The sequence below is a fragment of the Ensifer sp. Root142 genome, from assembly GCF_001426785.1.
Taxonomy (GTDB): Bacteria; Pseudomonadota; Alphaproteobacteria; order Rhizobiales; family Rhizobiaceae; genus Ensifer; species Ensifer canadensis.
This window is the reverse complement of the sequence record NZ_LMFK01000001.1, coordinates 402,267-423,063: the sequence shown is the minus strand read 5'-3', so window position 1 is coordinate 423,063 and position 20,797 is coordinate 402,267. Positions and strand designations below refer to the sequence as shown.

Here is a 20,797-nt window from a genome sequence, read left to right as displayed (position 1 = left end):
GTTAGTTCTCCGGTTCGAATGCGTGGTAGGGGATGGTGATCGGGATCTGGACCCGTTCACTCTCTTGGAGCGGGCCTGCCGCCCATGGCTCGCTGCTGATCGTGATCCTCACGCCAGAGGCGAATAGCGTTTGGTTCTTGAACTGGTCGATGACCTGGTCGACGACTTCGAGGGCGTCGATAATTCCCTGCCCGACCGGCCAAACCACAGAGACCTGAAGCAAACCGCGCTTCTGTTGCGGATCGTCGCCCATGGTCACTTGGCGCGTCTGGTTAGGCATAAAGGCAAGGCGCAGATACCTTGGCGGCAGCGGCTGCCCGGTGACGGGAAACACGACGTTCGGCCCGGCGATCGGTAGCACCTGAGGCATGGCGCGCAGCCGCTCGGTGAGCGCTTTGAAGATGATTGCGTCGGAACCAACGGCCATGTATCGATTGCCTATGTCTGAAAAGCCGCCTCTCAGCGACGATGAAGTGTATGAGCTCATCCATGCGGCATTGCTGGCATTGGGCCGGGATAGCGCCGCAACGGTACGAGGCGACACCTCGCTCAAGGCCGCCCGGAAAGCGTTGACGATGCTTCAGCTTGGGTTGCTGGCGGCGATTGAAAAGAACATCGACACCAACGCTGCGATCAAAGACCCAGACGGGCCTTCAGCTCGGCAGCCTTTCGATCCACGATAATCGGCCAGTTCTGAGCGGCCAGGCGAACGAAGCCGTCGGCCGGCTGGCCGTTCGAGCCATATTCACGGTGCCCGGCATATGCGGCGGTGTAGCCGAAATAGAGTGTGTCTCCGATATCGGCTCCGGCGATCACCGCCTCGACCTGGTCGAAGCTTGTAGCATAGCTGTTTGGCCCAGAGCCGGGCGTGGGGTTCTTGCCCGACACGATCGAAGGCATCGCCGCAGTAGAAGCAAGCAGCGATGCCCGGAGAAAGCCGGTGTCAACACGCATGCGTCCACCCTGACCGGCGGGCTTCTGCATCTCCTCGACGACCTCATGCGTTGCCTCTTTGAACACAGCCTCGACTGCGCCATCGACCTTGTCCGCCCACTGAGCAACAGCCGCGCTGAAGGAGAGCGTCGCCATCAGGCCGCCTCGGCACGGTAGCGACGCGCGACGGCGCCGATGTAGTCGATCTTGTATTCCAGCCGGCAGCGGCAGCCCGACGTTTCCGTGATTGGCGCGCGCGGGTCGCCGGGATAGCGAAGCGACGCGCCCGACGGGCTTTGGAACGTCTCGTCGATGCCGACGCTCTTGCCGTTCATAACGCGGTGAGTGTGCCGAACTCGACTGTCGCCGGCCGATCGCCAAATCTTCGTGATGTCCTGCGCCTGGACTTTGCCCGCCTCTATCTGCTGCCGCATCCCCTCGTCTCGTGCGGAGCCGAGAGCCATCATGGTTTCGGTGCGCGCCAGCATTTCGCCGCGGAGCAATAGGTTCTTGTCGTTGAGCCTGCCGATGATCCGGGTCAGCGCTTCGCCCGCGACCGGCTTGCCTTCACGGATGGCAGCCGACACGGTGCGGTCAAAGCGCTTGTCCCGCGTCTTGAGCTCGAAGTACTTCTTCATCAGCTCCGGATCGCCGGATGCGAGGTTGCCCCGGGCCCGGTCGATAAACTCGATCTGGTAGCGGGTCAGGCCAATGACGCCACCCTCTCGCCGACCGGTGACACGGTTCTGCCGGCCGACAACGTCGAGTGCGGTGGCGCGCGGGTTGGCGCCTCTGGCAAGCCCCTGCTCCAACGCCTGGCGCACACCCTGCCGCTGATCTTCGGTGATGTGCGTAACCATGGTCGAAGACAGATCGCGGAGGATCGCCTCTGCAACCGGGTTGCGGACGCCAAAGCGCCAGATTACACGGTTGCCCTGCGGGTCCATCACCTTCGGCAGTTCGCCAACGGCATTGGTGCCACCGGCGTTGAAGGCCTCCTGCAGGGCGATTTCGAGTGCCGAGAATGCTTCTGGCTCAAGCTGCATCGCCTCGATCGCGCCGTTCACGTCGCCTCGCTCGAGACGTTCGACGACACGCGCGAGGATGATGCTCGACTTGATCTCGTCCACCGCCTCGCGAAACGCCGCAGCAAGGCGTGGCTCGTATGTGGCGAGCAATTCGTCGAATGTCATACGATTCTCGTTTTTTGGCTGGGAGGAAGGACTATGATGGTTGCTAACAACAGACCATTAGCTGGCAATCTCAGGACACGTATGATCCTCTTGTTGCTCGTATTAATTCCTCTGGCTTTCTACGCGCATGGCTTGGCTCGCGCGGGCTTGGTTTTGCTGATCGTCGCCATCATGTTTCAAGCGTTTATCGGCCCGCTGGATCCAGTCACCCAGACGATCGCAAATGCCCTCAACGGGGTTGCCGACCCGATCCGCGCCTTACTCGACCGAGGCTAGGATGCTGTTCGCCCTTGGACGACGAAAACAACGTTGGTCACGCCGTCGTATTTATTCGGGTCTCCATTCACGATGGCGTAGTCGGTACCGTTGGCGGCGACGATGTCGCCGACGGTGGGCTCGATCGCGAGGCCGACGGCCGAAATGTAGATCTGCATGTCACCGCTGCGGATAGTGGTCCCGTCGATGTAACGGGCCTCGTAGGCCATCGGGACGAGCGTTGCCGGGTAAGGCGTCGGGACCGGTTCGCCGCCCAAGACCGGGTCCGGAGGTGTGAGGCGGGTGACGACGCCGGCCTGGCCGAACTTGGCAATGAGCCGGCCCGCCGTGAGGCGAGCTCGCAAATAATCAAAATGCATAATTCGACGACACTTTCCGCTGCGAGAAGTTGAGCAAGGTTGACACTGCGCATCCGACGAAATCAAAGACTACTTGCAAAGCCGGGAGACACTTCAAACTGATGACGAAGAAAATAGTATCAATGCGCGAGTTTCTACGAACGGGCGCGTTCGGCCCATTGACGACCGACGCCACGCTCTTGGACGTCGCTCGGGCACTGGGGGCACCGACGTTTTTCTCGACCGAGCACGCAGAAGATGTCCCGACTTACTGGGGCTATGGAAAACTCGAAATCCAATTCGAAACCACCGCCCCTCACCGTACCGACTGGTTTCAGATTGAACATGCAGACGAACTTGAGGGAGAGTTCGAGCTCATCACTCAAAACCTCGTTCTCGCTCTAGAGGGGTGTGATGGCACCGCTCGCCCATCGGCGCTGTTAAGCTCCAACATCTGGCAACCAGAGCTCTGTGTGGTGACTATCGGCGCCCTAGCCGACGATGTGTTGCTCAATATAAGGGCGCGCAACATCCGTGTTGTTTATCGCGTGGACTCAACGTTCATTTCGGACGGTGATGCCATCAAGTACGTCTCTCAAACAGGCATCGAAGAAATTGTTCGCGAGATCGACCATAGAACCGAGATCGACAGCATCTATTCCTTCAGATTGGACAAAAACGCACCGGCGTCCATTGCCGACGTGCACGCAATTTCCAGTTCGCGCTACCTGGCCGCCTTGGCAAACTAAGAGCGTTTGTTTTCAAACCACCAGCGCACCAGGCCAGCATTGCGAGAGGAACGGCCATAGCAGTGCCTCGATAGAGGTCACGACCGGAGTAGACAACGCGACAAGGTCGTCAATGTCTCTCGATGTCGACGTGGCGTATTCGACTTCAAGCTGGCCGATCTTTTCGCGCTTGACCGTGGCCGTGCCTGTGACGACCGGTGAAAGGCTGCCCGGGTTCGTCAATTCGAGAAACGCCGCCTCATATGAAGCGTTGACGATCGCAACCGGGATTTCTGTCGGCGGGATCGCCTCACCGTCGTATGTCGATGCGCCGGTGCGCGGCCATGCCCGTTCCTGGGCGAATCCGCCGGTGCGCCGACCGCTGAACCGCGGTTCGTACCGATCGATCACCAAAGCGCCGCGCTGGCGAGCAGCGGCCTTCTGGTCATCAGTCGTGCCAAAAGGCATGACATAGCCGGCCGCCATCGCGTAGGCCGTGAAGCCGTCGTTATCGCCATATCCGGCCATGTCATTCCTCGCAATTTACATTAGGCATTCATAAACAAAGCCGGTGCATTCTTGCTGGCAGCAGGGGGGCGCCAGCACGCACACTTGCTGACGTAGGGGCTCGCTGTTGTAACAGCGGCCCCTTTTTCGTTCAGGGCTTGGTTGCCAAGTCTTCGAGGGCGGCGACGATCTCGTCCTTCTTCGCCGGCGTCTTATCGCCGAGAAGCTTGGAAGCCGCAGATTTGAAGGACATGAACTGCACGTTCGGATCGTTCGCCATGGCGAGGACTTCCGTCACGGACTTGGAAGAGTTGCCTTCGTCAGCGATATCCTCATCGCCATCGAGTTTCAGATGGCCGGCATCCACCCAGGCTTTCCCGACCGGATGGTCCTTCACCGTCTTCCAGTCGGCCGCTTCGACTTCAAGCGAACCGCCGCCAGCGATGACCGGGCCGCCCGGGATGCCAAATCCGCCCGGGCGAGTATTCTGAATGGTAATCTTAGACATAGCGAATACTCCTCAGATGCCGTCGAGGTAGCGCATGGCGCCCGGACGACGAACTTCGACACCGCCAAGGCGGAAGATGCCCGGCACTTCAAACTTCAGCAGACGCTGTTCGGCCTGCAGCCAGCGGAGCGGCATCGGCACATGCATCTTCACGACGTCGGGCGACCGGCGATAGGCCACCATGCGGTGGGTGCTGCCGGCGCCGGCGGTTTCCAGACCGAAGACTGCCCGGATAGTCAGCGGCCGGCCGGTCCGGATCGTGTAGATGTTCGCCCGCTGGATATGCTCCAGGATCGTCGTGGTCATCGTCGCGTCGAGACGCTTGGTCGCGATGAGCGCGTAACGATCCTGGTCGAGCAGGATGGTGTCGGCCTGCTCGATGCCGTTGGACGCGGTGAAGATGACCCCGAGCACGCTGTTGACGTCGGCAAGGATCTCGTCGGCGGTCTTGGTGGTCCAGGTTGCAGTGCCGCCCGCGCCGTTCGCCGCGGTAATGGCCGTGACCGAGGTGGTGTTGAGCAGGCCGGTCATGCCGAGCTTGGAGCGACCGAGGAACGCAACGTTGTCGACATACTGCTCGTACTTCCGACGGGCAGCGTCGGCGCGGTCGTTCTGCAGGCGGATGCCGTATGCCTGAGCATGGGCAAGCTCCTGCAGATTGTACCGGTAGCCGATCGCCGCCATCCAGACACGGCTGTTGCCGCCGTCGAGCTTGAAGTCGACGAACGGGATGTCGTCGCCATCTGCGGCGAACTCGCGGGCCTGCCCGACGTCATCGCCCATGGAGAAGAAGTCGATAGCCGTGGTCCAGTCCGGCGCCGAGTTATCGACGGGCACGAGCTCGCGATACTGGAAATCCGGATACTGGCGAGCATAGATGCCCGGCTCGATGTAGTTCTGAGCCGTGCGCAGGAAGTTCAGCGCCAGCGCGGGCGCGTCAGTGGTGAACATGTGCGTTCTCCTTACTTGGTGACGCCAAGGCGGAGACGCGCGAGCTGGTTGGTACCGCTCGTGACGCTTGCCCATTCGGCATTTTCGATCAGCTGGTTGGCTGCCGAGTTGGAAACGTTGGTGAAGCCCCCGGTCGGGGTCATATAGACCGGGTCGCCCTGAGCAACGGCGACAAGCGCGGTGACCCAGATCGAACCATTCTTCATGACGCTGATCTGGTCGTACGGCTTGTAGAGCTCGCCGTTGGCGAAGGGCAGAGTGCGATCGCCGACCGCGACGCCGGCGAACTTGCCGATAGCGGTCGGCAGCTTCACCGTGTCTTCGACCGTGTCGTAGATCACGCCCACGCCGAAAGGGATATTGCCGGAAGCTGCCGCAACGATCATCGACGTGATGAAATGCGGCTCAGTGGTGGCGATCAAGCCGGGATAGCCGGCCGGCGTGTCGCGCGAATAGGAGACGGGAGGAAAGGCCATTATGCGTTCTCCTTCTGATTGCCCATCCAGGCGTTACGATCGCGGGCAAGCATTGCCTCGTAGGCCTTGTTGGAGTCGGTGAGGTCCGCATCCGAGGTGAGCCCCTGCTTCACAGCGTTGCGGAAGGGGTCGCTGGGGTTCTTGGCCGCGTCCTCGACGAGCGTGTCGAAGCGGGCGTCAATATAGGCGTCGGACTTGCCGGCAACGGCGGCGTCGCCGATCTTGGCAGTAACGACGGCCTTGCGAATGGCAGCGTCGGACAGGCCCTCGGTCTTGACGTCCTTGGCGATTGCCTTGGCGGTGGCGATGAGATCGCCGCGGGCCTGGACGCGTTTGTCGAGATCGGCATCGGAAAGCACCTTAGCTTTCGTCGCGTCGAGCTCGGCATCCTTCTTGGCCAGCTCGGCATCCTTGGCGGCCAGCGCCGTCTGGTGTGCCGTTTCGGTTGCGGTCATCTTGGAGATGGCATCGGCAAGCCGAGACTGCAGTGTGGCGATGACGGTGGCGCCCTGGTCGGTTACTTCAACCGGGATGCCATCGACGGTAACCGTCTTCAGGGTCATGATCTTTTCCTCTTTCGGTTTCTGATCACTGGTGACAGGGGCAGCGCCCCACGACCTCACACCGTCACCGATGCGAGCTTGTGATCCGGCGCGGCCGCGCTGCACGATGGCAACGTGGTTGATCCGGATATCTTTCTGGATGGCGTCGTACTTCTCGCCTTCGGACGTGGTGCCCGGCTCCCATGCGAGATCGCAGGTGTAGCCGGCGGATAGCTCCCGCTTGCCCTCGTCGACGGATTTGATGGCCGCAGCATCCATGACGATGAGCGGGATGCGGACGAACTCGCCATCGCGTGCGACCTCGTCACCGATCTGGCCGACGGCCAGGTCTTTCCAGTTGGCAGCGCTGACGGCTTCGTCTGGGTGCTCGTTCGTCACCGGCTTGTGTGCATAGCTCCCGAGGCTGTCGCGGGCGAAAACCTGATCGGCGGGGCGGTAAACCTTCACGACCGGCATATCGGGCTTCCCGACCTCATGGCCGGCATAGTCCTGGATGCCAGTGCGTGCGGTGCGAACCTCAGCAATTAGGTAGCCGTCGGCGGTCCGTCGCGTGCCCGCGATCGGTGCAGCATCTATAAATTGCATATTCTGGTCACCTGGGCTTAAGCTGACTTTAAATCAGCAGAGAAACAGAAGGGAAATGCAGAGTGCGCAACTTCTTGATCGCCGCGAGCTTAATCGTCGCCTCTCCAGCTTGGGGCCAGGACGCGAACAACGAGAAGAACTTGGTGGACGGATTAAACAAACAACTTGGGCACACGGCGCCGAGCAGTACCGTTCTCACCCCGCAAAGTCCCTCCGCGACAATTGCGAATACGCCCAGTTGGGGGGTCATCGTTCGCGATCCGAAGGGTGGCCTCGTCGATGTTTTCGGTTCGGTTGACTACAAAGTCACCCCAACGGGAGCGATCGAAGTTCCCGGATACAGCCTTCCAAAGGGCGCTTCGCTCGAGGTTGTGCCGCAGAAAGAATTCATAGCTGCAGCTGCGGAAGTGAAGCTCGACCCGCTATTTCAGCCATTGGACAAGATCCCTGACGCCGTCACCAAGGCCACTGACTATCTTGCAACGAACCTCTGCGCCAAGAAAGGCAGACCTTCGTCCTTGACCTTGACCGTTTCGGTAAATGCATCTGGCTCGCTTTTTTTCGCAACTGTGGGCACCGAAGCCGGCTCCGAGGTCAGCTGGGATTTTGCAGACACCTGTGAGCGATATGGGCTTGAAGGGGATGGCATCGCGTTTAAGTAGTTGATTGACCTGAATTCCGGTACGGACTCGTTAGAGGGGCAAGGCCAGCTCCAGCCCGTACCTCATTTTCATCTGGCTCCTGCTCGCTAAGCTTGCCGTATTCATCAATGGCGGAATCAAGGCCTGGCAAAGAGCCATCCTCGACCAGCGCATTGACTAGAGCGTCGGATACAGCCTCGCGAGGAATAATTTCCTGCCCTGGCGAAGTGCCTACCAACTGGCGCGCGGCATCGGCTTTCGTCTTGAAAACGTCGGCCTTTTCCTTCTCGGACATGCCCCAGAGCGGCGCCCACTCATAGTAAATGTCGGGGTCGCGCGAGCCGGTACCGCTGCGGATGATGCACTCGTCGAGCCGCATCATGGCCGGGGTCATCTCGACTTCCTGCATGGCCTGGAGGCGATCGTAGTAGTTGCGCAGGTCGCTTTCGCCGGTGGCGTTCATGCCGGCCGGCGACTGACCGAGGAGCCGGGTCGCCGGAATATCGGCCGCGCCCGAGACGATCTGCAGGAACGACATCAGCACTTCCGGGAGGGTCGCGAAGCTCGCCGTCTTCTGTTCGAATTCCTCTTCCTTGTCGAGCAGCAGGTCGCCGTTGATGCCCTTGGCCGTGGCGGCAAGGGTGTAGCGCTCCAAGATCTTCGCGCGATACTCGGCATTGCCGATGTTCTGCATGAAATCCGGAAGCCGGATGATATTGACCTTCGCCTCGAAGACGAGACTGGCAATGTTCGCCGCAGTGCCATCGGCCTGCTTGATGGCCTCGACGACAGACAAGAGCACGCTGTCGCCCCAACCCGGATAGGCAGAGGTGGCAATCTCGTCATCGGGCGCCGGGTTGCCATGGAAGATGACCAGGCGCGACGGATGAATTTCGACCTGCCGGCCGCCGGCCGAGCTCACCTGATAGAGCGTTGGTTTGCCGTACCATTCCGACGCCGGGTCGCGCTCGACCTCGCCGGCCGTAAGCTGGCGGCGCGACATGACCGTGAGGTACTTCAAGCCACCCTTGCCGATGCGATCGACGCCCAGCGGGGCGGTGAGATCCTGCTCACCGGTACCGATGACCAGTGCAGCGCCGCCCCAAAGCCTCGCCTTGATACGGGCTTCGAGCACCTTGCCCTTGACGTTCAGACGCTTCTCTTCCGCCTCGATCGCCTCGATCTGCGGCTTCTTTGCCTGCCAGTCACGCCAGGCGCGGACGCTATCGAAGGCTGGGATATCGACGATCTTCCGCGGAAGCCAGGCGCCACGGTAGGCGTTCAGCAACTCCTCGTCCGAAAGCATCGGCATCGAATAGAACGTGGCAGACGCCTTGTCCCGGCTTGTGCCGAGGTTGGCGACCATGTTCGTCAGGCTGTCGCGGACGAAAGCGATGATGTTACCCATGTCCGCTCCTAAACGTTCGCCAGCGTGAACGTGCTTGCGCTCAACAGCGCGTTGAAAGCACGGCTCGTGCTGTCGGCGTCATCGTCATGTGCCGCTTCGGGGAAACCCTCAAGCGATGAAAACCAAGCCTCATTCCATGGTCCACGGAGAACCAGGACATTGCCCGCTTCGACCTGAGCCGAAAACGGGCTGAAGCGCGTGATCTTGTCACCGGATTCGGGCGTGGCCCGAACGGTGAAGCCGGCAAGCATCTTCGTCAGGTTGGTGACCTGCGATTTACCCGCCTGCCCCGGATCCTGCGGCAGTGATATCTGCGTATCCTTGCCGTCGGCTTCGGCGGTGTTCTTGATCAGCCGTTCGACACCCGAGGGTGACAGGCGATCGCGGCAATGATGGGCGACGATATATCGACCATCGGGTAGCTTTCCGATCTTGCTGCCGGCCGTCCAGTCCGGATCGTTGCTCTCTGTCTTCGGCGTGGCGCCCAAGTCCCAGCCGCGCATCCAGCGCGCGCCGGCAGGGATGGCATCGACCACCTCGCACCAGCCGCGGCGGAACAAGAGACCAGCCGCCGGCCGGATCTTCCAGTTACCACCCAGCAAGCGCTCGCGCTCGACCGTTGGCAAAGCCATGAGGTTTGCGAGGTAGCCGGGGTCGGCTGCCATGAGCGCGGCGTTGTCGGTCAGCTTCGCCGGGACGAACGTCACCGACTTCGGCGGGATAGGCTCGCCATCGAGCGGGTTGATGTAGTCTGACAGCTCTGCCGGATCATCGGCCCAGACAATGGCGTCACCGATGCGGACGAACCAACGCAGCTTGCCAGCCCGCTCCGGTATTGGCAGGCCGGTGTCTGGATTGATCCACCACGAAATGAAATCGGCGACCCAACTATCGGCATCCGGGTTGCACGTCGCCCTGATGTAGGGCCTCACGCCGCACATCGAGCGGTTACGCGAGACCATGTACCAGAACTGTTTGGCGCTGAAATGCGTCAGTTCGTCGAAGCAGATCAGCGGGATCTGCGAGCCCTGCCAGTTCAGGACCGTCTTGTCGTGCTCAAGGTGAGCGAACGATACCGAGGCGCCGGCCGGGAAGTTCCACTGCAGCACATGCTCTTTCGGCACCGCGCCGATCGAGGGATAAAGCTTCTCGCTCTCGTCCCATAGACCGCCCTCGTTTCGGACCTGCACCGTCGACCGACGAAAAAACACGGCGCCGAACTGCGGATTGGCCACGTGGCGCAGCGGCTCCATGAGCAGCGCCCAGGTCTTGCCGCCACCGGCCGAGCCGCCGTAGATGGCGATGTCAGCCGGGGAAGCAAGGAACGCTGTCTGCGGGCCAGCCTGCGGCCGGATGATTGTCTGGGCGCCCTGCCCTTGCTCAGCTCCTGCCATTGTCGGGTAACTGGAAGATCGTGACGGGTGATACTGGAACCGGCAGATCCTTTCCGTCCTTCCCCGTCAGTTCGCGGCGGTTGGTGTAGGCATTGCCCACCTCTTCCGCCGCTTGCTTCAACAATGACGAGGCCAGCACCATGTTGCCCGCGTTCTCTGCTTTCTCAGCCATACGCTGTAGTGCACGCAGCCGAACGGCGCGGTGACTGATGGCGATGGTGGCCGTATCCTCAAGGAACGTCTTGCGGGTCTCTTGGAACAAGAGCCGCCACTTCTCTGCGAGGTTGCTGCCAGCCTTCTTCGTTGGGTCGTAGCCTTCGACCGACTGGCGCGTGATCGTGGTGCCGTATTCCTTCCTGACTGCATCGACGACAACAGACGGTGTGTCGAAACAGGCGAGGCTTTGGACGATGAAGGTTTTGACCTCGTCCTTCAGGGTACCCTTGGCCATTGGTCTGTCAGGCTCCGGTCAGTTCGAAAGCATAATCCCGGTTCCCCGCCAAGCAGCGAGGAGTATGTTAGCACATACGAATACGGCGCTGGTGTCCGGGGAACGGATCCAAGCATCGGTCAGACAAATCGTTCTTGCCAATCAGCAAGCAACCTCTCGGCGTTTTCGAAGGGCTGCCTCCAAGGAGGTGCACAATGACATTCGCCCCATCAAGCGTATCCCTGATCACACTTGCGGCAATCTCAGTCGGCGTAGTTCGAGCCGACGCTCACCAGGCAAAGACCGGCTGGACCTATCCTCCGGCGTGCTGCAAGGCTCATGAGGTAGGTGGAGATTGTGGAGCCATTCCCGCTCCGGACATAATGCGAGGAGCTCGTGGTTTTTCTGTCTTCTTGCATGCGGGTGACCATCCCCTGGCTACACGACCACATGTGTTCTACATCCCGTATGGCGATGAGATGCCGTCGGGCGATGGACGATACCATATCTGCCTGCATCCGACTGAAGACGACGTGAACTGTTTCTTTGCCCCGCCTGATAGCAGCTAACTACGCGACCCTCAGCTGGCAGGTGCCGCAAGCGTGAGCGATCTGCACTCTGGCGATCTCGGGCTTCTGGTTTGCTGCATCGACCATGGCGCGGACACCTGCTGCATCTGCCCCATAGCGACGGACAACGCCGACGAACTCCTCGACATCGTGACCACGGATGACGAACACCGGGCGGCCTGTCGATCGGCTGAACTTCGGCCCACCGAATGCGTCGACATCCTGGGCAGCGTGGTAGAGCTCGTGCTCGACCAGCGCCATGAACTCGGCGTCTCCGCATTCCCTGCAGTAGTCGGCGTCCAGCGTGATGATGAAATCAGGGACGTGGCCGAACCACTGCTTGACCTGCATCTCTGCCCGGGCGCGGGACCACTTGCCCATTGTGCCCTGCGGAGATCCTGTCTCGCACTGGCCGATGACCCGACGCCCCTTCTTGCTGTTGCCGACGGTGGTCCAGAGGAAACCGATGTCAGCGAACCGGAGATGAGCGTGGTCGGGATTGTGAACCGGCGATGCCGCATCAATGAAGGTATCCCGTACCCAGTCGGGCATTTCCTCGGCGGGGGCAAAGGCTGGTGAGCTAATCTCGTCGAACATCGACAACGGCGGTTGCGGTCTCATTGTACCCGTTATCCCCAGGTGGTTGTGATTTACGGGTGCAGATCTACTGGCGAGCAGCAATTTGCTTGCGACTCAAGGTCGTTCATCGTTTCCTTCTTATGCAACTAGGAAAGGAACATCATGACGACATATGTAATCTCATACGACATCAAGAAAACGACGCCGGATCCATATTCGGAATTCCTCAACCAGGCGGAGAAGGTGGGCTGGAAGGTCTGGATATGGGCGCCATCAGTCAAGAAATGGTATCGGCTACCAAACACTACATTGGTGGGCGATTTCCAAAATCGCGACGCCGCACATCGGGCATTCAACACCGCGGTGGCTAATACCTCTGCAGCTATCGGCGTTACGGTTACAGTCGAAAAGTTCTTCCTGGCTGCCTATTCGGAATCACTCTTCAATTCGGACTTCATAACCGCAGGCTGATGCCGCAACCTCTACCCTCCCCTGAGGGCACAAATTGAGGCAGCCCCGCGGCAACATTCGCGGGGCTCTGTTTTCTTGCCAACTGTCTATCGGCCAACGTACCCCATAACTGGATAGCCATTGATAATGGCAGTGCACGGTGTACCTACTGGGTTCGCAGCCCCGTAGGCCGCGCCCCACTGCGTGACACAGTAATTACCCCAAGCCACTTGGGGAACGTTGTTCGCCTGTGGCGGTTGAAACTGCGGTCCGCCGACTGGTTGCGCAAAGCCACCAGGAAAACTCGGCACTACATTATCCAGTGGATTGCCCACCCCTTTGTGCACTTGGTCAAGGCCGTTGGCGGTGTCCTGGTTGATAACCCCCGTTTGGCAAAGCACGTCGGCAAGGAATCCGGACGAGCAAGACGCCGAAGCTTCATTTGAAATAAACGAGCAAGTAGCAACCAAAGCTATCACAATATTTTTCATGACCTTTCTCCTCAGGCCGGAAAATAACGTTGGCAGCGTTATTAGTTGTTCTTCAACCGCCGAAGCGGATGAACAGTAACTTTGCCTCTGTTCATGTGAGTTAATTTATACTGATCGCCAAACTTTAGCTGTTCCAAATGTAACGCTGATGGAAATAGGTTGCGGCGACAGGATCCAAACCTGCGACTCTCCAGTTTATGAGGCTAGGCGAGCTACCGGGCTGCTCTACGCCGACGAGACCGGACTTACCTGATTTGGGCGGCTTATGTGCGCCTAACATACTACGAACATACGGAGAACAAGTTGCGGCAGTCATCTGCCTCACTACCTGTGATCCCGCGCGGCGCTCCCGCGATCGTGGTATAATCCCAACTTGCTACAGAGCTTCGAACTTTGTTGACCAGTCAGGCCATCCGGCGTGACGGCGTGGCTCTCGTGTGTGCAAAAATGGTACCGGCCATGGTAGGTCGAAAGAACTTCCAAGAACCTGATCATCGCTCTTCAGCAGGGCTGCCGGTGAGCATTTTACTGCTCTCCATCCTCGGTATAACGGCCTATCTATTGGTCGAGGGATCCTTACTCGATAGAAAGCGCGACGGATCCAAGGTCTACCTGCCCGTTCCGCAAGTTCAGGATCGTTGAGGTCTTTCGTGGTTCTGAGCCACGCCGCTTGCCGTTTGCCCTGCCTGCGGAAATTGGTGCCGGATTCATCCACCTCGGGGAGGCAAAGGTCGCCACTACCAACGGCGCTGGATCTGAAGGCGCCTTCGCTCCTCGTCAGTGCCAAAGCAAAACGATTGAGCCAGCGATGAATACGAGCGAGAGCAATGCGAAACCAATTCGGTTTTTGTCGTCCGAAACGTTCCAGCGATGCGTTTTAGCATCCCTGAGGTTCCACTTAATCACGATGAAGCCAGCTAGAAGCAGTAGCCCCACGAATAGATACTCTCTCACCGAATTAACTCCTGCGACTTCCGGCACCCAGTTTTGGAGCATGAAGTGCGAGGCGCGTCGAGCGCAATTGTGCTTTGTTCATAACGTTGCGCCTCTTCGTTGACCGCCACGCCATGCGTCGACTTCGGGGGCTGTCGCGCTGTCGAAATACGACACCCGCCGTATGTCGCTTGCTTGATGATCGTCCTACGCCAAATCTCCCGCAATCCTTGGCGGGAGGTTCGAACCTAGGAGACTACCAATGAAGATCGTTATCGCCGCCCTGGCGTCGCTCGCTTTCGCGACTTCCGCCATTGCTGCCGTGCCGTCGACGCCAGCCGAAAAGCAGTCCACCGTCAAAACTACCGGCCAGATTGAATTGGCCTTCGGATCGTCGCGCGGACTTGCCGCATCAACCAAGAACAGCAAGAAGAGCAATGGCGGCGCGCCGAGTGGTGGAAAGACAACGTTCGCCAGATAATGAAACGAGATAGGGCGGCTTCGGCCGCCCTGAATTTCGGCAATATGCTGCTATGGCGGGAGGCGGTGAGTTCCTCCCTAAGGCCCGGCGAGTTTTCCCTCTAATCGAGGTCCGCAATCAGAACAGCCTGCAAATCACCAAAGATCGCAGTGATTCTAAGCGACTTTATCGATCAGATCAAGCGGCAGATCGACGTGAACAAGGCCACCAAGGTATTCGACCACAGCTTTGACGGTATTGCGTCCGGTGACATCGAGCACGGACGCGAGCATGCCCCCGACGAGGCGATGTTCGGGGGCGACCCTAACGACTGTCGACCGCGGGAACTCCTCCTGCAACTGCTTGCGGCTCCGCTTCTTTCGCGCGTCGCGCTCTCGCTGCAGGGCGGAACCCGCCATAGCCTCGGCGTCTCGCAGGCTCTCAACCTCGAAATCCGAGATGCGCAGCGGATAGCCCGCAACGCCGAGGATCGCCGTCACCCCGTCAACGCGGGAAAGTCGGTAGAAATCACGCGTGGGCAGATAGACGAACGAATAGCCGGTGATCATGGCGAAGCGGCGCTCGATCAGTTCCTTGGTCCGGTGATGTTTGATGTCCTTCCGGAATGACGGCATGAATATTTCGAGGTCGGCGTCTCTGACATTGCGCTCGATGATGAATTCGCCCTTGCGGTCCCCGCTCTCACCGACGCGCGGCGTTGCCGGGCGCTGTGTTCCTGGACGGGTCTTGATTGCGTACCAGCTCATTGGGCCTTCTCCATTTCGATCTTGCGGCAGGAAGTCAGAACGGTGGTGTGGTCGCGGCTGAAGATCCGCGCGATAGCCGGCAGCGACATCTTCCGCTGATGGCGAAGCTCCCACATGAGTAAATGGCGGTGTTCCGTGATCGATCGTACCCGCGACGGGCCGACCATCACCGCGAAAGGAATTCGGAGCTCGAGGCAACGCAGCTTCACGTGTTCCGTCGGCGACAATCGCGGCCGCTGCTGCAGACGGTACGCTCGATAGGCCCAGACGTGATCATCGGCCGGTGCGCGAAGCTTCGGCTTCGGAACGTAGACCTTCGGCGGCTTTGGCGTCCCGACCAGCTTCCTCCGCAGGGCAAAGACTTTGGCGCGGTAGACCGCCTCGGTGGTGACAGGCTGTTGCGGGAGTTCAAGCAGCACGGCTTTTCTCCTCGGGGGCGACCTCGGCCATCTCGGCTTCGATCTTCCGCCTAAATGCCGCCTGCTCGGCGCCAACCTGCCACCAGTCGGGCAGTTCGGAGATCTTGGCCCAGTACTCAGCCTTCTCAGGCGACATGGGCTCGTGGACGACGACGCCCCGTTCCTTGGCCTTGGCCTCCTCGTGCTCTTGGCGGAACTGGTTGAGGCGGGCTTGCACTCGGGCCATGAGCTCGGGCGAACGATCGACCTCGGGGGCGATACCCTTCAAGGCCGATGCAGTCTCGCGCTTGCGGGCCAGATCCTCGCGGGCCGCCCTCGCCTCCTGCTTTGCCAGGGCGGCAAGGATCGGCGGCTTCGGGATCATGCCGAGCAAGATATCCGGGTTGCCGGCGTAGTCGCCCCTGATGAGCTTCTGGGTGGCAATCGTGAGGCCGCAGTTCGGCACCCCATCGAGAGCGTAGCCGTAGATCACGTCAAACTTCTGGGCGTCAACACCTTTTGGCAAGCTCATCCCGGCGCTTTGCATGACGTCGAGGCTCCGAACGATGGCATCAGCGCGAACCGGGGCCAGGCGCTCAGTGAGCGTTGTAATCTCCCGGTTCAAGGTCGAAAATTGGGCCGGTGCTGGCAAATTCGTCATGGCCTGGATTCCCGTTCAGTTTCTGTTGGATGGATTCTCGGAACTCCCGCTGGTGGCGGGCATGCTCGGTTTCCCGTGGCGGGGCTTGCTGATGAGGGCGATTGCGAGGCTTGGCAGCGTTGCGCAACCAATTGCGCCACGTCGCCGGCCAATCGAGCTTGGTGGCGTCCTTCCCGGCTTTGGCGTTCCAGTAGTCCCGGAACTTGTCGAACTCGGTCATGGCTTGGGAGCGATCGAAACCGAGCTCGACCGCGAAAACCAGATTGGGCTGGAAGTCGGCAGGCAAGCGGGTCCCGCGTTTGTTGTCCGAGCGAAGCGAGGATGGGGTGGGGTTAATTTCTTTAGGGGGTGTGGGGGACCTTTCTTTATCAGGGGTGGGGTCGTCCCCGGACTGTCCCGTGACTGTCCCGTCCTTGTCCCGTGACTGTCCCGCCCGTTGACGGCGCTTACGATCGCGCTCGACCTGGCGACGCCGATCGATTTCAGCGTCCTTCCCCTCGATCGCTTCGACCGCGAGCGCAATCGCTTCCGGTGGTGCGCCGGCTTGGGCCATCTTGCGGATCAGTTCGGCGATGCTCACAGTCCGCACCCCGCTTCGCAGACCATAAGAAGATTGCCTTGTCCTCGCTCCTCGGCTGTCGTCAGGTCGATCTCAGACAACGGTCTGCCAGATCGATGTACGAACAATTCGCCGCGGATCTTGCCATGCTGGTGCATGTCCCGGATCAGTGCGTCAATCGCACAAGCGTCAGCGAATGCCGCCGGATCGGTCTCGCGAAGAATCCGCCACTCAGCATCGGAGCGATACGGGCAGAAAGTGCACGCGCTTTTCATCGGCACGGGATATCCGCGCTTGATCAGCCAAGCCTCACAGTCCTGCCGTGACATCCTCATTTCGAGCAACGGATACCGGTTGGTGGACCAGTTTTCCCAGGAGGCCCCGGCGCGCACGACCTCGTCAGTGCTGATGCCTATCCACACTTCAACTTGCGCGTCGGGGATCCGCTGGCGAGGCCGATACCCCAGCAGTTCGCGCTGCGTCTTCCGTATCGGGTCGATTTTATAGTCCTGAGTGCATTGCCGATTGACCTGGCCGAGCCGACCCTTGGATGATTTGACAAAGAATGGGGGCCGAGCGGACATGCCGTTAAGTCCGGCAGCCGCGTCCTCAATTTCCTTCTTGAGACTTCCGGCCGTGACCGTATGGATCGGGAAAGGGAGAACATTGTCCGACTGCAGCCACCGGACCTGCTCATAGACGCCGGCCGGTTCTGCCTCACCATCCGCGAAGATGGCGCAGTCGGGCATCGGACCGATTTCACCATGCGCAGCCATCAGCGCTAGTGTCGTCGACTGGACGCCCGCGCCCATCGAAAGCACGCGCAGCTTTGCGCCTTCCACCGGACCCCACGACCATCCGCCACGGCGGACGCGCGGAGCCTTCTTCGGTTCCTGGGCGAGAAGGTTGAACAGTTCCGTCATGCCTCGTCTCCCTCGCGGAACAAGCGCGGCGCGGTAACAGTTAGCCTCCGAAAGAGGAGACCATCATGAGCAAGAAACCTACTGAACCGATTCCGAAGCTCCCGGATCCTGAATTTCCGCCAGATATGCCGCGAGACGTGCCCCAGCCACCGGACAGAGAGCCCGACGTCCTTCCGGACGAGATTCCCGATCCGGGCCCGGATGAGAACCACAAGCCACCGAAGCTCAAGGCGTGACGCCAGCGAAGCAAGCGCAAGAACAGGGAGCGGACTCATGACACCGCACCTCGCTGTTCGAGGGCAGCCAGAGACCGATTGCAGCGGTCACGAAGGCGGGTGATCACGGCGAGCTTGTGCAGCTTCACGCCGTTGTCCGACTTGTTCATGCTGGACTTGAGGCGGAAGATCTGGGCTTCGAGTTCTTTGATCTCTTCGCGGAGGAGGTCGACGTCCGTCATTCTGCAGCCTCCCGGTACTCGACGAGGTGCTGGCAGTTTGCCGAGACAATCGCCGCAGCGACTGGCGGAGACACGGAGTTGCCGACGCACGAAACCTGGACGTTCTTCGGGAAAGGGCGGCCATTGATATCGGCATCGATCTTGTAGTCGGCCGGGAAACCCTGAGCCGAATACAACTCGCGGGGCGTCAGCATGCGCATGCCGATATCGACGATGACGAACTCAGCGTCACCGATGGTCAGGGTGACGAACTCGCGATCATCCCAGAAGCCATAAGAGCGCATGAAGTCGGCGACGTCACGCGCTCGGGCGTGCTGATCTTCGGTGAAAGGCGGCGCGCTGATCGCAGCCTCGACGTGGCTGAACCGCGGTTTGGTCGTGATGGTGTGAAAGGGCTCGTTCTCGGGCGTGTCCTGGTCGGAGCCGTAATAGGCGTGCAGATGCGGGGCAACGAGGGCCGACTTGTTGACGCCGGCGGTCACGGTTGCCGATGGTTCTTCGACGCCATGACCGACGCTGGCACCAAACTGGCGAGAAACGAAGGCAGAAACGACGCCTTGCTGCGCACCGGTGGCCGTCACGGTGGACATGGGCTCTGAAGCTTCGCGGCCCGGGTTAACGCCACCGATGCGGCGGCTGTCGTTGTTGTGCTGGGCAACGAACACTGCGGAGACGCAAGCATCAGCCTTGGCCGTGACTGTGGCCATGGGCTCGTCACCAGCGCGAGGGCGGCTTTGACCGGCCCGGCCGCCACACCCAACAATGGTCGGCACGATGACCGCAGAATGGCCACCGCCTGCGAGCACCGTCGGATGTGGCGCATCAGCCGGCCTGTCCCGGCGGTCGCTGCCCTTCATGCTCATGAGGCTGGGCACGATGACCGAGTTCTGTTCCTTCTTGCTGGCCGTGATGGTGTGGTGCGGTTCGTCGATTGAGCGGTTAGCGCCACCCTGCTGGGCATAGGTCAGCACAGGCGCGATGACAGCATGTCGGTTCTCGGTGGTGACCACGCGCACCGGTTCTTCCGCGCTAGCCGATCTGTCTTGGCCTCCGGCTCCGGGACCGTAGAAAGCAGACAAATGCGGGGCAATGATGCCGAGCGGCGCAGCGCCACCAGGCTTCTTGATGTAGCTGTTGGCGGTGATCGTCGAGACTGGCTCGTCCATGGCGCTGCCGGTCGCGCCGGTATTGAACCGGGTCAGCGACGGCGAAACGACGGCATGCTTAACGCCACCGGCCACGACCGTGCCAAGCGGCGTTTCACTATCCAGGCATCGCGGATCCTGTCCCTTGCGCTCGCCGTAACCTGTCTGAACCAGAAAAGGGCGCGCAGCGTCCAGCACATATCGCTTCGTGCCTCGCGCCACACGGGCCATGGTGGCATCGGCGAGCGGACGGATCGCGCGCAGACCGAACTTGCTCATGATCTCGCTCGAAGTGTCGAAGATCGATGGGCAAGGAAGCGACCAGTCAATAATTTCGGCGGCTGTGCGCCAAGGCAGTTTCTTTCCGGCGAGAACGTCCAGATCGGCCGGCGCGCCGTGTGTCGGCTCCGGCCAGACAATCGGCTGCCCGTCGCGACGTGCGATGACAAAGAGGCGCTTGCGGATGGTCGGCGCGCCGTAGTCGCAAGCCCGCAACTCACGATGCTGCAGTTTGTAGCCGGCGCGCTTCATGGCCTTGCACCATTTCTGGAAGGTCTGGCCACGGCTGTCAGGGCAAGGCATCAAGCCCTTGTCGGTTTCGACGAGCGGGCCCCACTCCTTCCACTCCTCGACGTTCTCCATGATGATGACGTCGGGCTTTGCGCGCTCGGCCCAAAGGACGATCACCCATGCGAGGTCGCGGATGTTACGCTCGACGGGCTTGCCGCCCTTAGCCTTTGAGAAGTGCTTGCAGTCTGGCGAAAACCAAGCCAGGCCCACATGCTGTCCGGCCACGTAGTCGAGCGGATCCACCTTGAAGATGTTCTCGGACAGGTGCAGCGTTTCCGGATGGTTGGCAGCATGCAGCGCCAGCGCGTCCGCGTTGTGGTTGATCGCGATGTCGGGCGAGCGGCCGAGCGCCATCTCAATGCCCGTCGAGGCGCCACCGCCACCCGCGAAACTGTCAACAATAAGAGGTACACTGTTCTGCATCACTTCCCCTCGTCCTTCAGTTCCGGCGCTAGATACTCGGCCCAATCCAGCCTACGGCCGGCGATCCGCTGCCACCTGCGTGCGAGCCGCAGCCGCACCGACGCGGGCAAGCTTCGCATCCAGCGCAACCAGACGGGCGCGCAGTTCTCTTTGTTCACGCTTGCTCTCCTCGATTTCGGCCAGACGCAGCGCGTCCATTTCCTCGGCGTCGATCCGTCGCGCGGTTCCTTCCCAGATCGAGCGCGCGCGCCGCTGGGTGAATTCTTTCTGGACGAAGCGATTGACGTACTTGCAGACTTCGAAAAATACGTTGTCGAGCTTGCCGTATCGCTCCAGGGGAAAGGCCCCCTTCATCAAATCGCGTGCCTCTAAAACATCCGCACTCATGTCGTTGCCCTTGTTGACAATTCTCGCCTTGGGGCGAGACCCCAAGGGCTTGTCGTGAGTTCCCAACACCTTGTCGTTCTCCTATGCGATCACT

General features: G+C 60.4%; 30 protein-coding genes and 1 tRNA gene. 8 read left to right on the top strand and 23 right to left on the bottom strand.

What is annotated here, in order from left to right:
* Window position 1: 1 nt before the first annotated feature.
* On the bottom strand, window positions 2-427 hold the full coding sequence (locus tag ASD52_RS02050) for a phage tail terminator-like protein (RefSeq protein ID WP_057222762.1): 426 nt from the start codon (window positions 425-427) through the stop codon (window positions 2-4).
* On the opposite strand from ASD52_RS02050, the gene ASD52_RS38105 reads away from it, so the two are divergent.
* Window positions 426-683: a hypothetical protein gene (locus ASD52_RS38105; RefSeq protein WP_156612857.1), complete on the top strand. Its 258-nt coding sequence runs from the start codon at window positions 426-428 to the stop codon at window positions 681-683. The genes ASD52_RS02050 and ASD52_RS38105 overlap by 2 nt on opposite strands.
* Here the strand turns inward: ASD52_RS38105 and ASD52_RS02045 are convergent.
* Entirely contained in the window at window positions 634-1,089 is a 456-nt protein-coding gene (locus ASD52_RS02045; protein ID WP_057222761.1) for a hypothetical protein, read from the bottom strand. The genes ASD52_RS38105 and ASD52_RS02045 overlap by 50 nt on opposite strands.
* A complete protein-coding gene (locus tag ASD52_RS02040) occupies window positions 1,089-2,126 on the bottom strand; it encodes a phage minor head protein (protein ID WP_057222760.1) in 1,038 nt (345 codons plus the stop codon). The genes ASD52_RS02045 and ASD52_RS02040 overlap by 1 nt, the downstream gene beginning before the upstream one ends.
* Before the next feature lie 33 nt (window positions 2,127-2,159).
* On the opposite strand from ASD52_RS02040, the gene ASD52_RS02035 reads away from it, so the two are divergent.
* A complete protein-coding gene (locus tag ASD52_RS02035) occupies window positions 2,160-2,402 on the top strand; it encodes a hypothetical protein (RefSeq protein WP_057222759.1) in 243 nt (80 codons plus the stop codon).
* Here the strand turns inward: ASD52_RS02035 and ASD52_RS02030 are convergent.
* Window positions 2,399-2,761, bottom strand: coding sequence for a hypothetical protein (locus ASD52_RS02030; protein ID WP_156612856.1), 363 nt, complete (start codon window positions 2,759-2,761; stop codon window positions 2,399-2,401). The two genes, ASD52_RS02035 and ASD52_RS02030, sit on opposite strands and share 4 nt — an antisense overlap.
* Window positions 2,762-2,862: 101 nt before the next feature.
* Between ASD52_RS02030 and ASD52_RS02025 the strand changes: the two genes are divergently transcribed.
* Window positions 2,863-3,489 (top strand): hypothetical protein, encoded by a 627-nt coding sequence (locus ASD52_RS02025; RefSeq protein WP_057222758.1) that lies wholly within the window; start codon window positions 2,863-2,865, stop codon window positions 3,487-3,489.
* A gap of 12 nt (window positions 3,490-3,501) precedes the next feature.
* Here ASD52_RS02025 and ASD52_RS02020 read toward each other — a convergent pair whose 3' ends face one another.
* The 5 genes from ASD52_RS02020 to ASD52_RS02000 all read right to left on the bottom strand — a co-directional run bounded on the left by ASD52_RS02020 (window position 3,502) and on the right by ASD52_RS02000 (window position 7,058).
* Window positions 3,502-3,996, bottom strand: a complete 495-nt coding sequence (locus tag ASD52_RS02020) for a DnaT-like ssDNA-binding protein (RefSeq protein WP_057222757.1) — start codon at window positions 3,994-3,996, stop codon at window positions 3,502-3,504.
* Window positions 3,997-4,126: 130 nt separating this feature from the next.
* A complete protein-coding gene (locus ASD52_RS36705; RefSeq protein ID WP_057222756.1) occupies window positions 4,127-4,483 on the bottom strand; it encodes a hypothetical protein in 357 nt (118 codons plus the stop codon).
* A 12-nt stretch (window positions 4,484-4,495) separates the two neighbouring features.
* Complete coding sequence (locus tag ASD52_RS02010) at window positions 4,496-5,434, bottom strand: DUF2184 domain-containing protein (protein WP_057222755.1); 939 nt, start codon at window positions 5,432-5,434, stop codon at window positions 4,496-4,498.
* An 11-nt stretch (window positions 5,435-5,445) separates the two neighbouring features.
* A complete protein-coding gene (locus tag ASD52_RS02005; protein ID WP_057222754.1) occupies window positions 5,446-5,910 on the bottom strand; it encodes a DUF2190 family protein in 465 nt (154 codons plus the stop codon).
* Window positions 5,910-7,058: a DUF2213 domain-containing protein gene (locus ASD52_RS02000; RefSeq protein WP_057222753.1), complete on the bottom strand. Its 1,149-nt coding sequence runs from the start codon at window positions 7,056-7,058 to the stop codon at window positions 5,910-5,912. The genes ASD52_RS02005 and ASD52_RS02000 overlap by 1 nt, the downstream gene beginning before the upstream one ends.
* 62 nt (window positions 7,059-7,120) lie before the next feature.
* Between ASD52_RS02000 and ASD52_RS01995 the strand changes: the two genes are divergently transcribed.
* On the top strand, window positions 7,121-7,720 hold the full coding sequence (locus ASD52_RS01995; protein ID WP_057222752.1) for a hypothetical protein: 600 nt from the start codon (window positions 7,121-7,123) through the stop codon (window positions 7,718-7,720).
* On the opposite strand, the gene ASD52_RS01990 is transcribed toward ASD52_RS01995, so the two are convergent.
* From ASD52_RS01990 to ASD52_RS01980, 3 genes are read right to left on the bottom strand one after another with little or no spacing between them, the layout of a single operon-like run.
* Window positions 7,713-9,107, bottom strand: coding sequence for a phage portal protein (locus ASD52_RS01990; protein ID WP_057222751.1), 1,395 nt, complete (start codon window positions 9,105-9,107; stop codon window positions 7,713-7,715). The genes ASD52_RS01995 and ASD52_RS01990 overlap by 8 nt on opposite strands.
* Window positions 9,108-9,115: 8 nt before the next feature.
* Window positions 9,116-10,501, bottom strand: coding sequence for a phage terminase large subunit (gene terL / locus ASD52_RS01985; RefSeq protein ID WP_057222750.1), 1,386 nt, complete (start codon window positions 10,499-10,501; stop codon window positions 9,116-9,118).
* Window positions 10,488-10,952: a DUF2280 domain-containing protein gene (locus ASD52_RS01980; RefSeq protein ID WP_057222749.1), complete on the bottom strand. Its 465-nt coding sequence runs from the start codon at window positions 10,950-10,952 to the stop codon at window positions 10,488-10,490. The genes terL and ASD52_RS01980 overlap by 14 nt, the downstream gene beginning before the upstream one ends.
* 194 nt (window positions 10,953-11,146) lie before the next feature.
* On the opposite strand from ASD52_RS01980, the gene ASD52_RS39645 reads away from it, so the two are divergent.
* On the top strand, window positions 11,147-11,500 hold the full coding sequence (locus tag ASD52_RS39645) for a hypothetical protein (RefSeq protein ID WP_082571692.1): 354 nt from the start codon (window positions 11,147-11,149) through the stop codon (window positions 11,498-11,500).
* On the opposite strand, the gene ASD52_RS01975 is transcribed toward ASD52_RS39645, so the two are convergent.
* A complete protein-coding gene (locus ASD52_RS01975) occupies window positions 11,501-12,121 on the bottom strand; it encodes a putative metallopeptidase (protein WP_057222748.1) in 621 nt (206 codons plus the stop codon). It abuts the gene before it with no gap.
* Window positions 12,122-12,241: 120 nt separating this feature from the next.
* Between ASD52_RS01975 and ASD52_RS01970 the strand changes: the two genes are divergently transcribed.
* Window positions 12,242-12,550, top strand: coding sequence for a hypothetical protein (locus ASD52_RS01970; protein ID WP_057222747.1), 309 nt, complete (start codon window positions 12,242-12,244; stop codon window positions 12,548-12,550).
* An 86-nt stretch (window positions 12,551-12,636) separates the two neighbouring features.
* On the opposite strand, the gene ASD52_RS38100 is transcribed toward ASD52_RS01970, so the two are convergent.
* Both ASD52_RS38100 and ASD52_RS01965 read right to left on the bottom strand, forming a co-directional pair.
* Window positions 12,637-13,020, bottom strand: a complete 384-nt coding sequence (locus tag ASD52_RS38100) for a hypothetical protein (protein ID WP_156612855.1) — start codon at window positions 13,018-13,020, stop codon at window positions 12,637-12,639.
* A 159-nt stretch (window positions 13,021-13,179) separates the two neighbouring features.
* A tRNA-Met gene (locus ASD52_RS01965) sits at window positions 13,180-13,256 on the bottom strand.
* Window positions 13,257-14,215: 959 nt separating this feature from the next.
* Here ASD52_RS01965 and ASD52_RS01955 point away from each other — a divergent pair.
* Window positions 14,216-14,434, top strand: a complete 219-nt coding sequence (locus tag ASD52_RS01955; protein WP_057222745.1) for a hypothetical protein — start codon at window positions 14,216-14,218, stop codon at window positions 14,432-14,434.
* 155 nt (window positions 14,435-14,589) lie between these two features.
* Here ASD52_RS01955 and ASD52_RS01950 read toward each other — a convergent pair whose 3' ends face one another.
* From ASD52_RS01950 to ASD52_RS01930, 5 genes are all read right to left on the bottom strand, one after another.
* The gene (locus tag ASD52_RS01950) at window positions 14,590-15,180 is read right to left on the bottom strand and encodes a transcription termination/antitermination NusG family protein (protein ID WP_057222744.1); all 591 of its coding nucleotides are present in this window, start codon (window positions 15,178-15,180) and stop codon (window positions 14,590-14,592) included.
* On the bottom strand, window positions 15,177-15,599 hold the full coding sequence (locus tag ASD52_RS01945; RefSeq protein WP_057222743.1) for a helix-turn-helix domain-containing protein: 423 nt from the start codon (window positions 15,597-15,599) through the stop codon (window positions 15,177-15,179). The genes ASD52_RS01950 and ASD52_RS01945 overlap by 4 nt, the downstream gene beginning before the upstream one ends.
* A complete protein-coding gene (locus tag ASD52_RS01940) occupies window positions 15,589-16,110 on the bottom strand; it encodes a hypothetical protein (RefSeq protein WP_244497403.1) in 522 nt (173 codons plus the stop codon). Before ASD52_RS01940 ends, ASD52_RS01945 begins: the two co-directional genes overlap by 11 nt.
* Before the next feature lie 64 nt (window positions 16,111-16,174).
* Window positions 16,175-16,819: a hypothetical protein gene (locus ASD52_RS39025; protein WP_162254141.1), complete on the bottom strand. Its 645-nt coding sequence runs from the start codon at window positions 16,817-16,819 to the stop codon at window positions 16,175-16,177.
* Entirely contained in the window at window positions 16,816-17,721 is a 906-nt protein-coding gene (locus ASD52_RS01930) for a hypothetical protein (protein WP_057222741.1), read from the bottom strand. The genes ASD52_RS39025 and ASD52_RS01930 overlap by 4 nt, the downstream gene beginning before the upstream one ends.
* Window positions 17,722-17,786: 65 nt before the next feature.
* On the opposite strand from ASD52_RS01930, the gene ASD52_RS39210 reads away from it, so the two are divergent.
* Window positions 17,787-17,957, top strand: coding sequence for a hypothetical protein (locus tag ASD52_RS39210; protein WP_200953989.1), 171 nt, complete (start codon window positions 17,787-17,789; stop codon window positions 17,955-17,957).
* A 35-nt stretch (window positions 17,958-17,992) separates the two neighbouring features.
* Here ASD52_RS39210 and ASD52_RS01920 read toward each other — a convergent pair whose 3' ends face one another.
* From ASD52_RS01920 to ASD52_RS01910, 3 genes are read right to left on the bottom strand one after another with little or no spacing between them, the layout of a single operon-like run.
* Window positions 17,993-18,178 (bottom strand): hypothetical protein, encoded by a 186-nt coding sequence (locus ASD52_RS01920; RefSeq protein WP_057222739.1) that lies wholly within the window; start codon window positions 18,176-18,178, stop codon window positions 17,993-17,995.
* Entirely contained in the window at window positions 18,175-20,316 is a 2,142-nt protein-coding gene (locus ASD52_RS01915) for a DNA cytosine methyltransferase (RefSeq protein ID WP_057222738.1), read from the bottom strand. Before ASD52_RS01915 ends, ASD52_RS01920 begins: the two co-directional genes overlap by 4 nt.
* A 51-nt stretch (window positions 20,317-20,367) precedes the next feature.
* Window positions 20,368-20,772, bottom strand: coding sequence for a hypothetical protein (locus ASD52_RS01910; protein WP_057222737.1), 405 nt, complete (start codon window positions 20,770-20,772; stop codon window positions 20,368-20,370).
* Window positions 20,773-20,797: the final 25 nt, after the last annotated feature.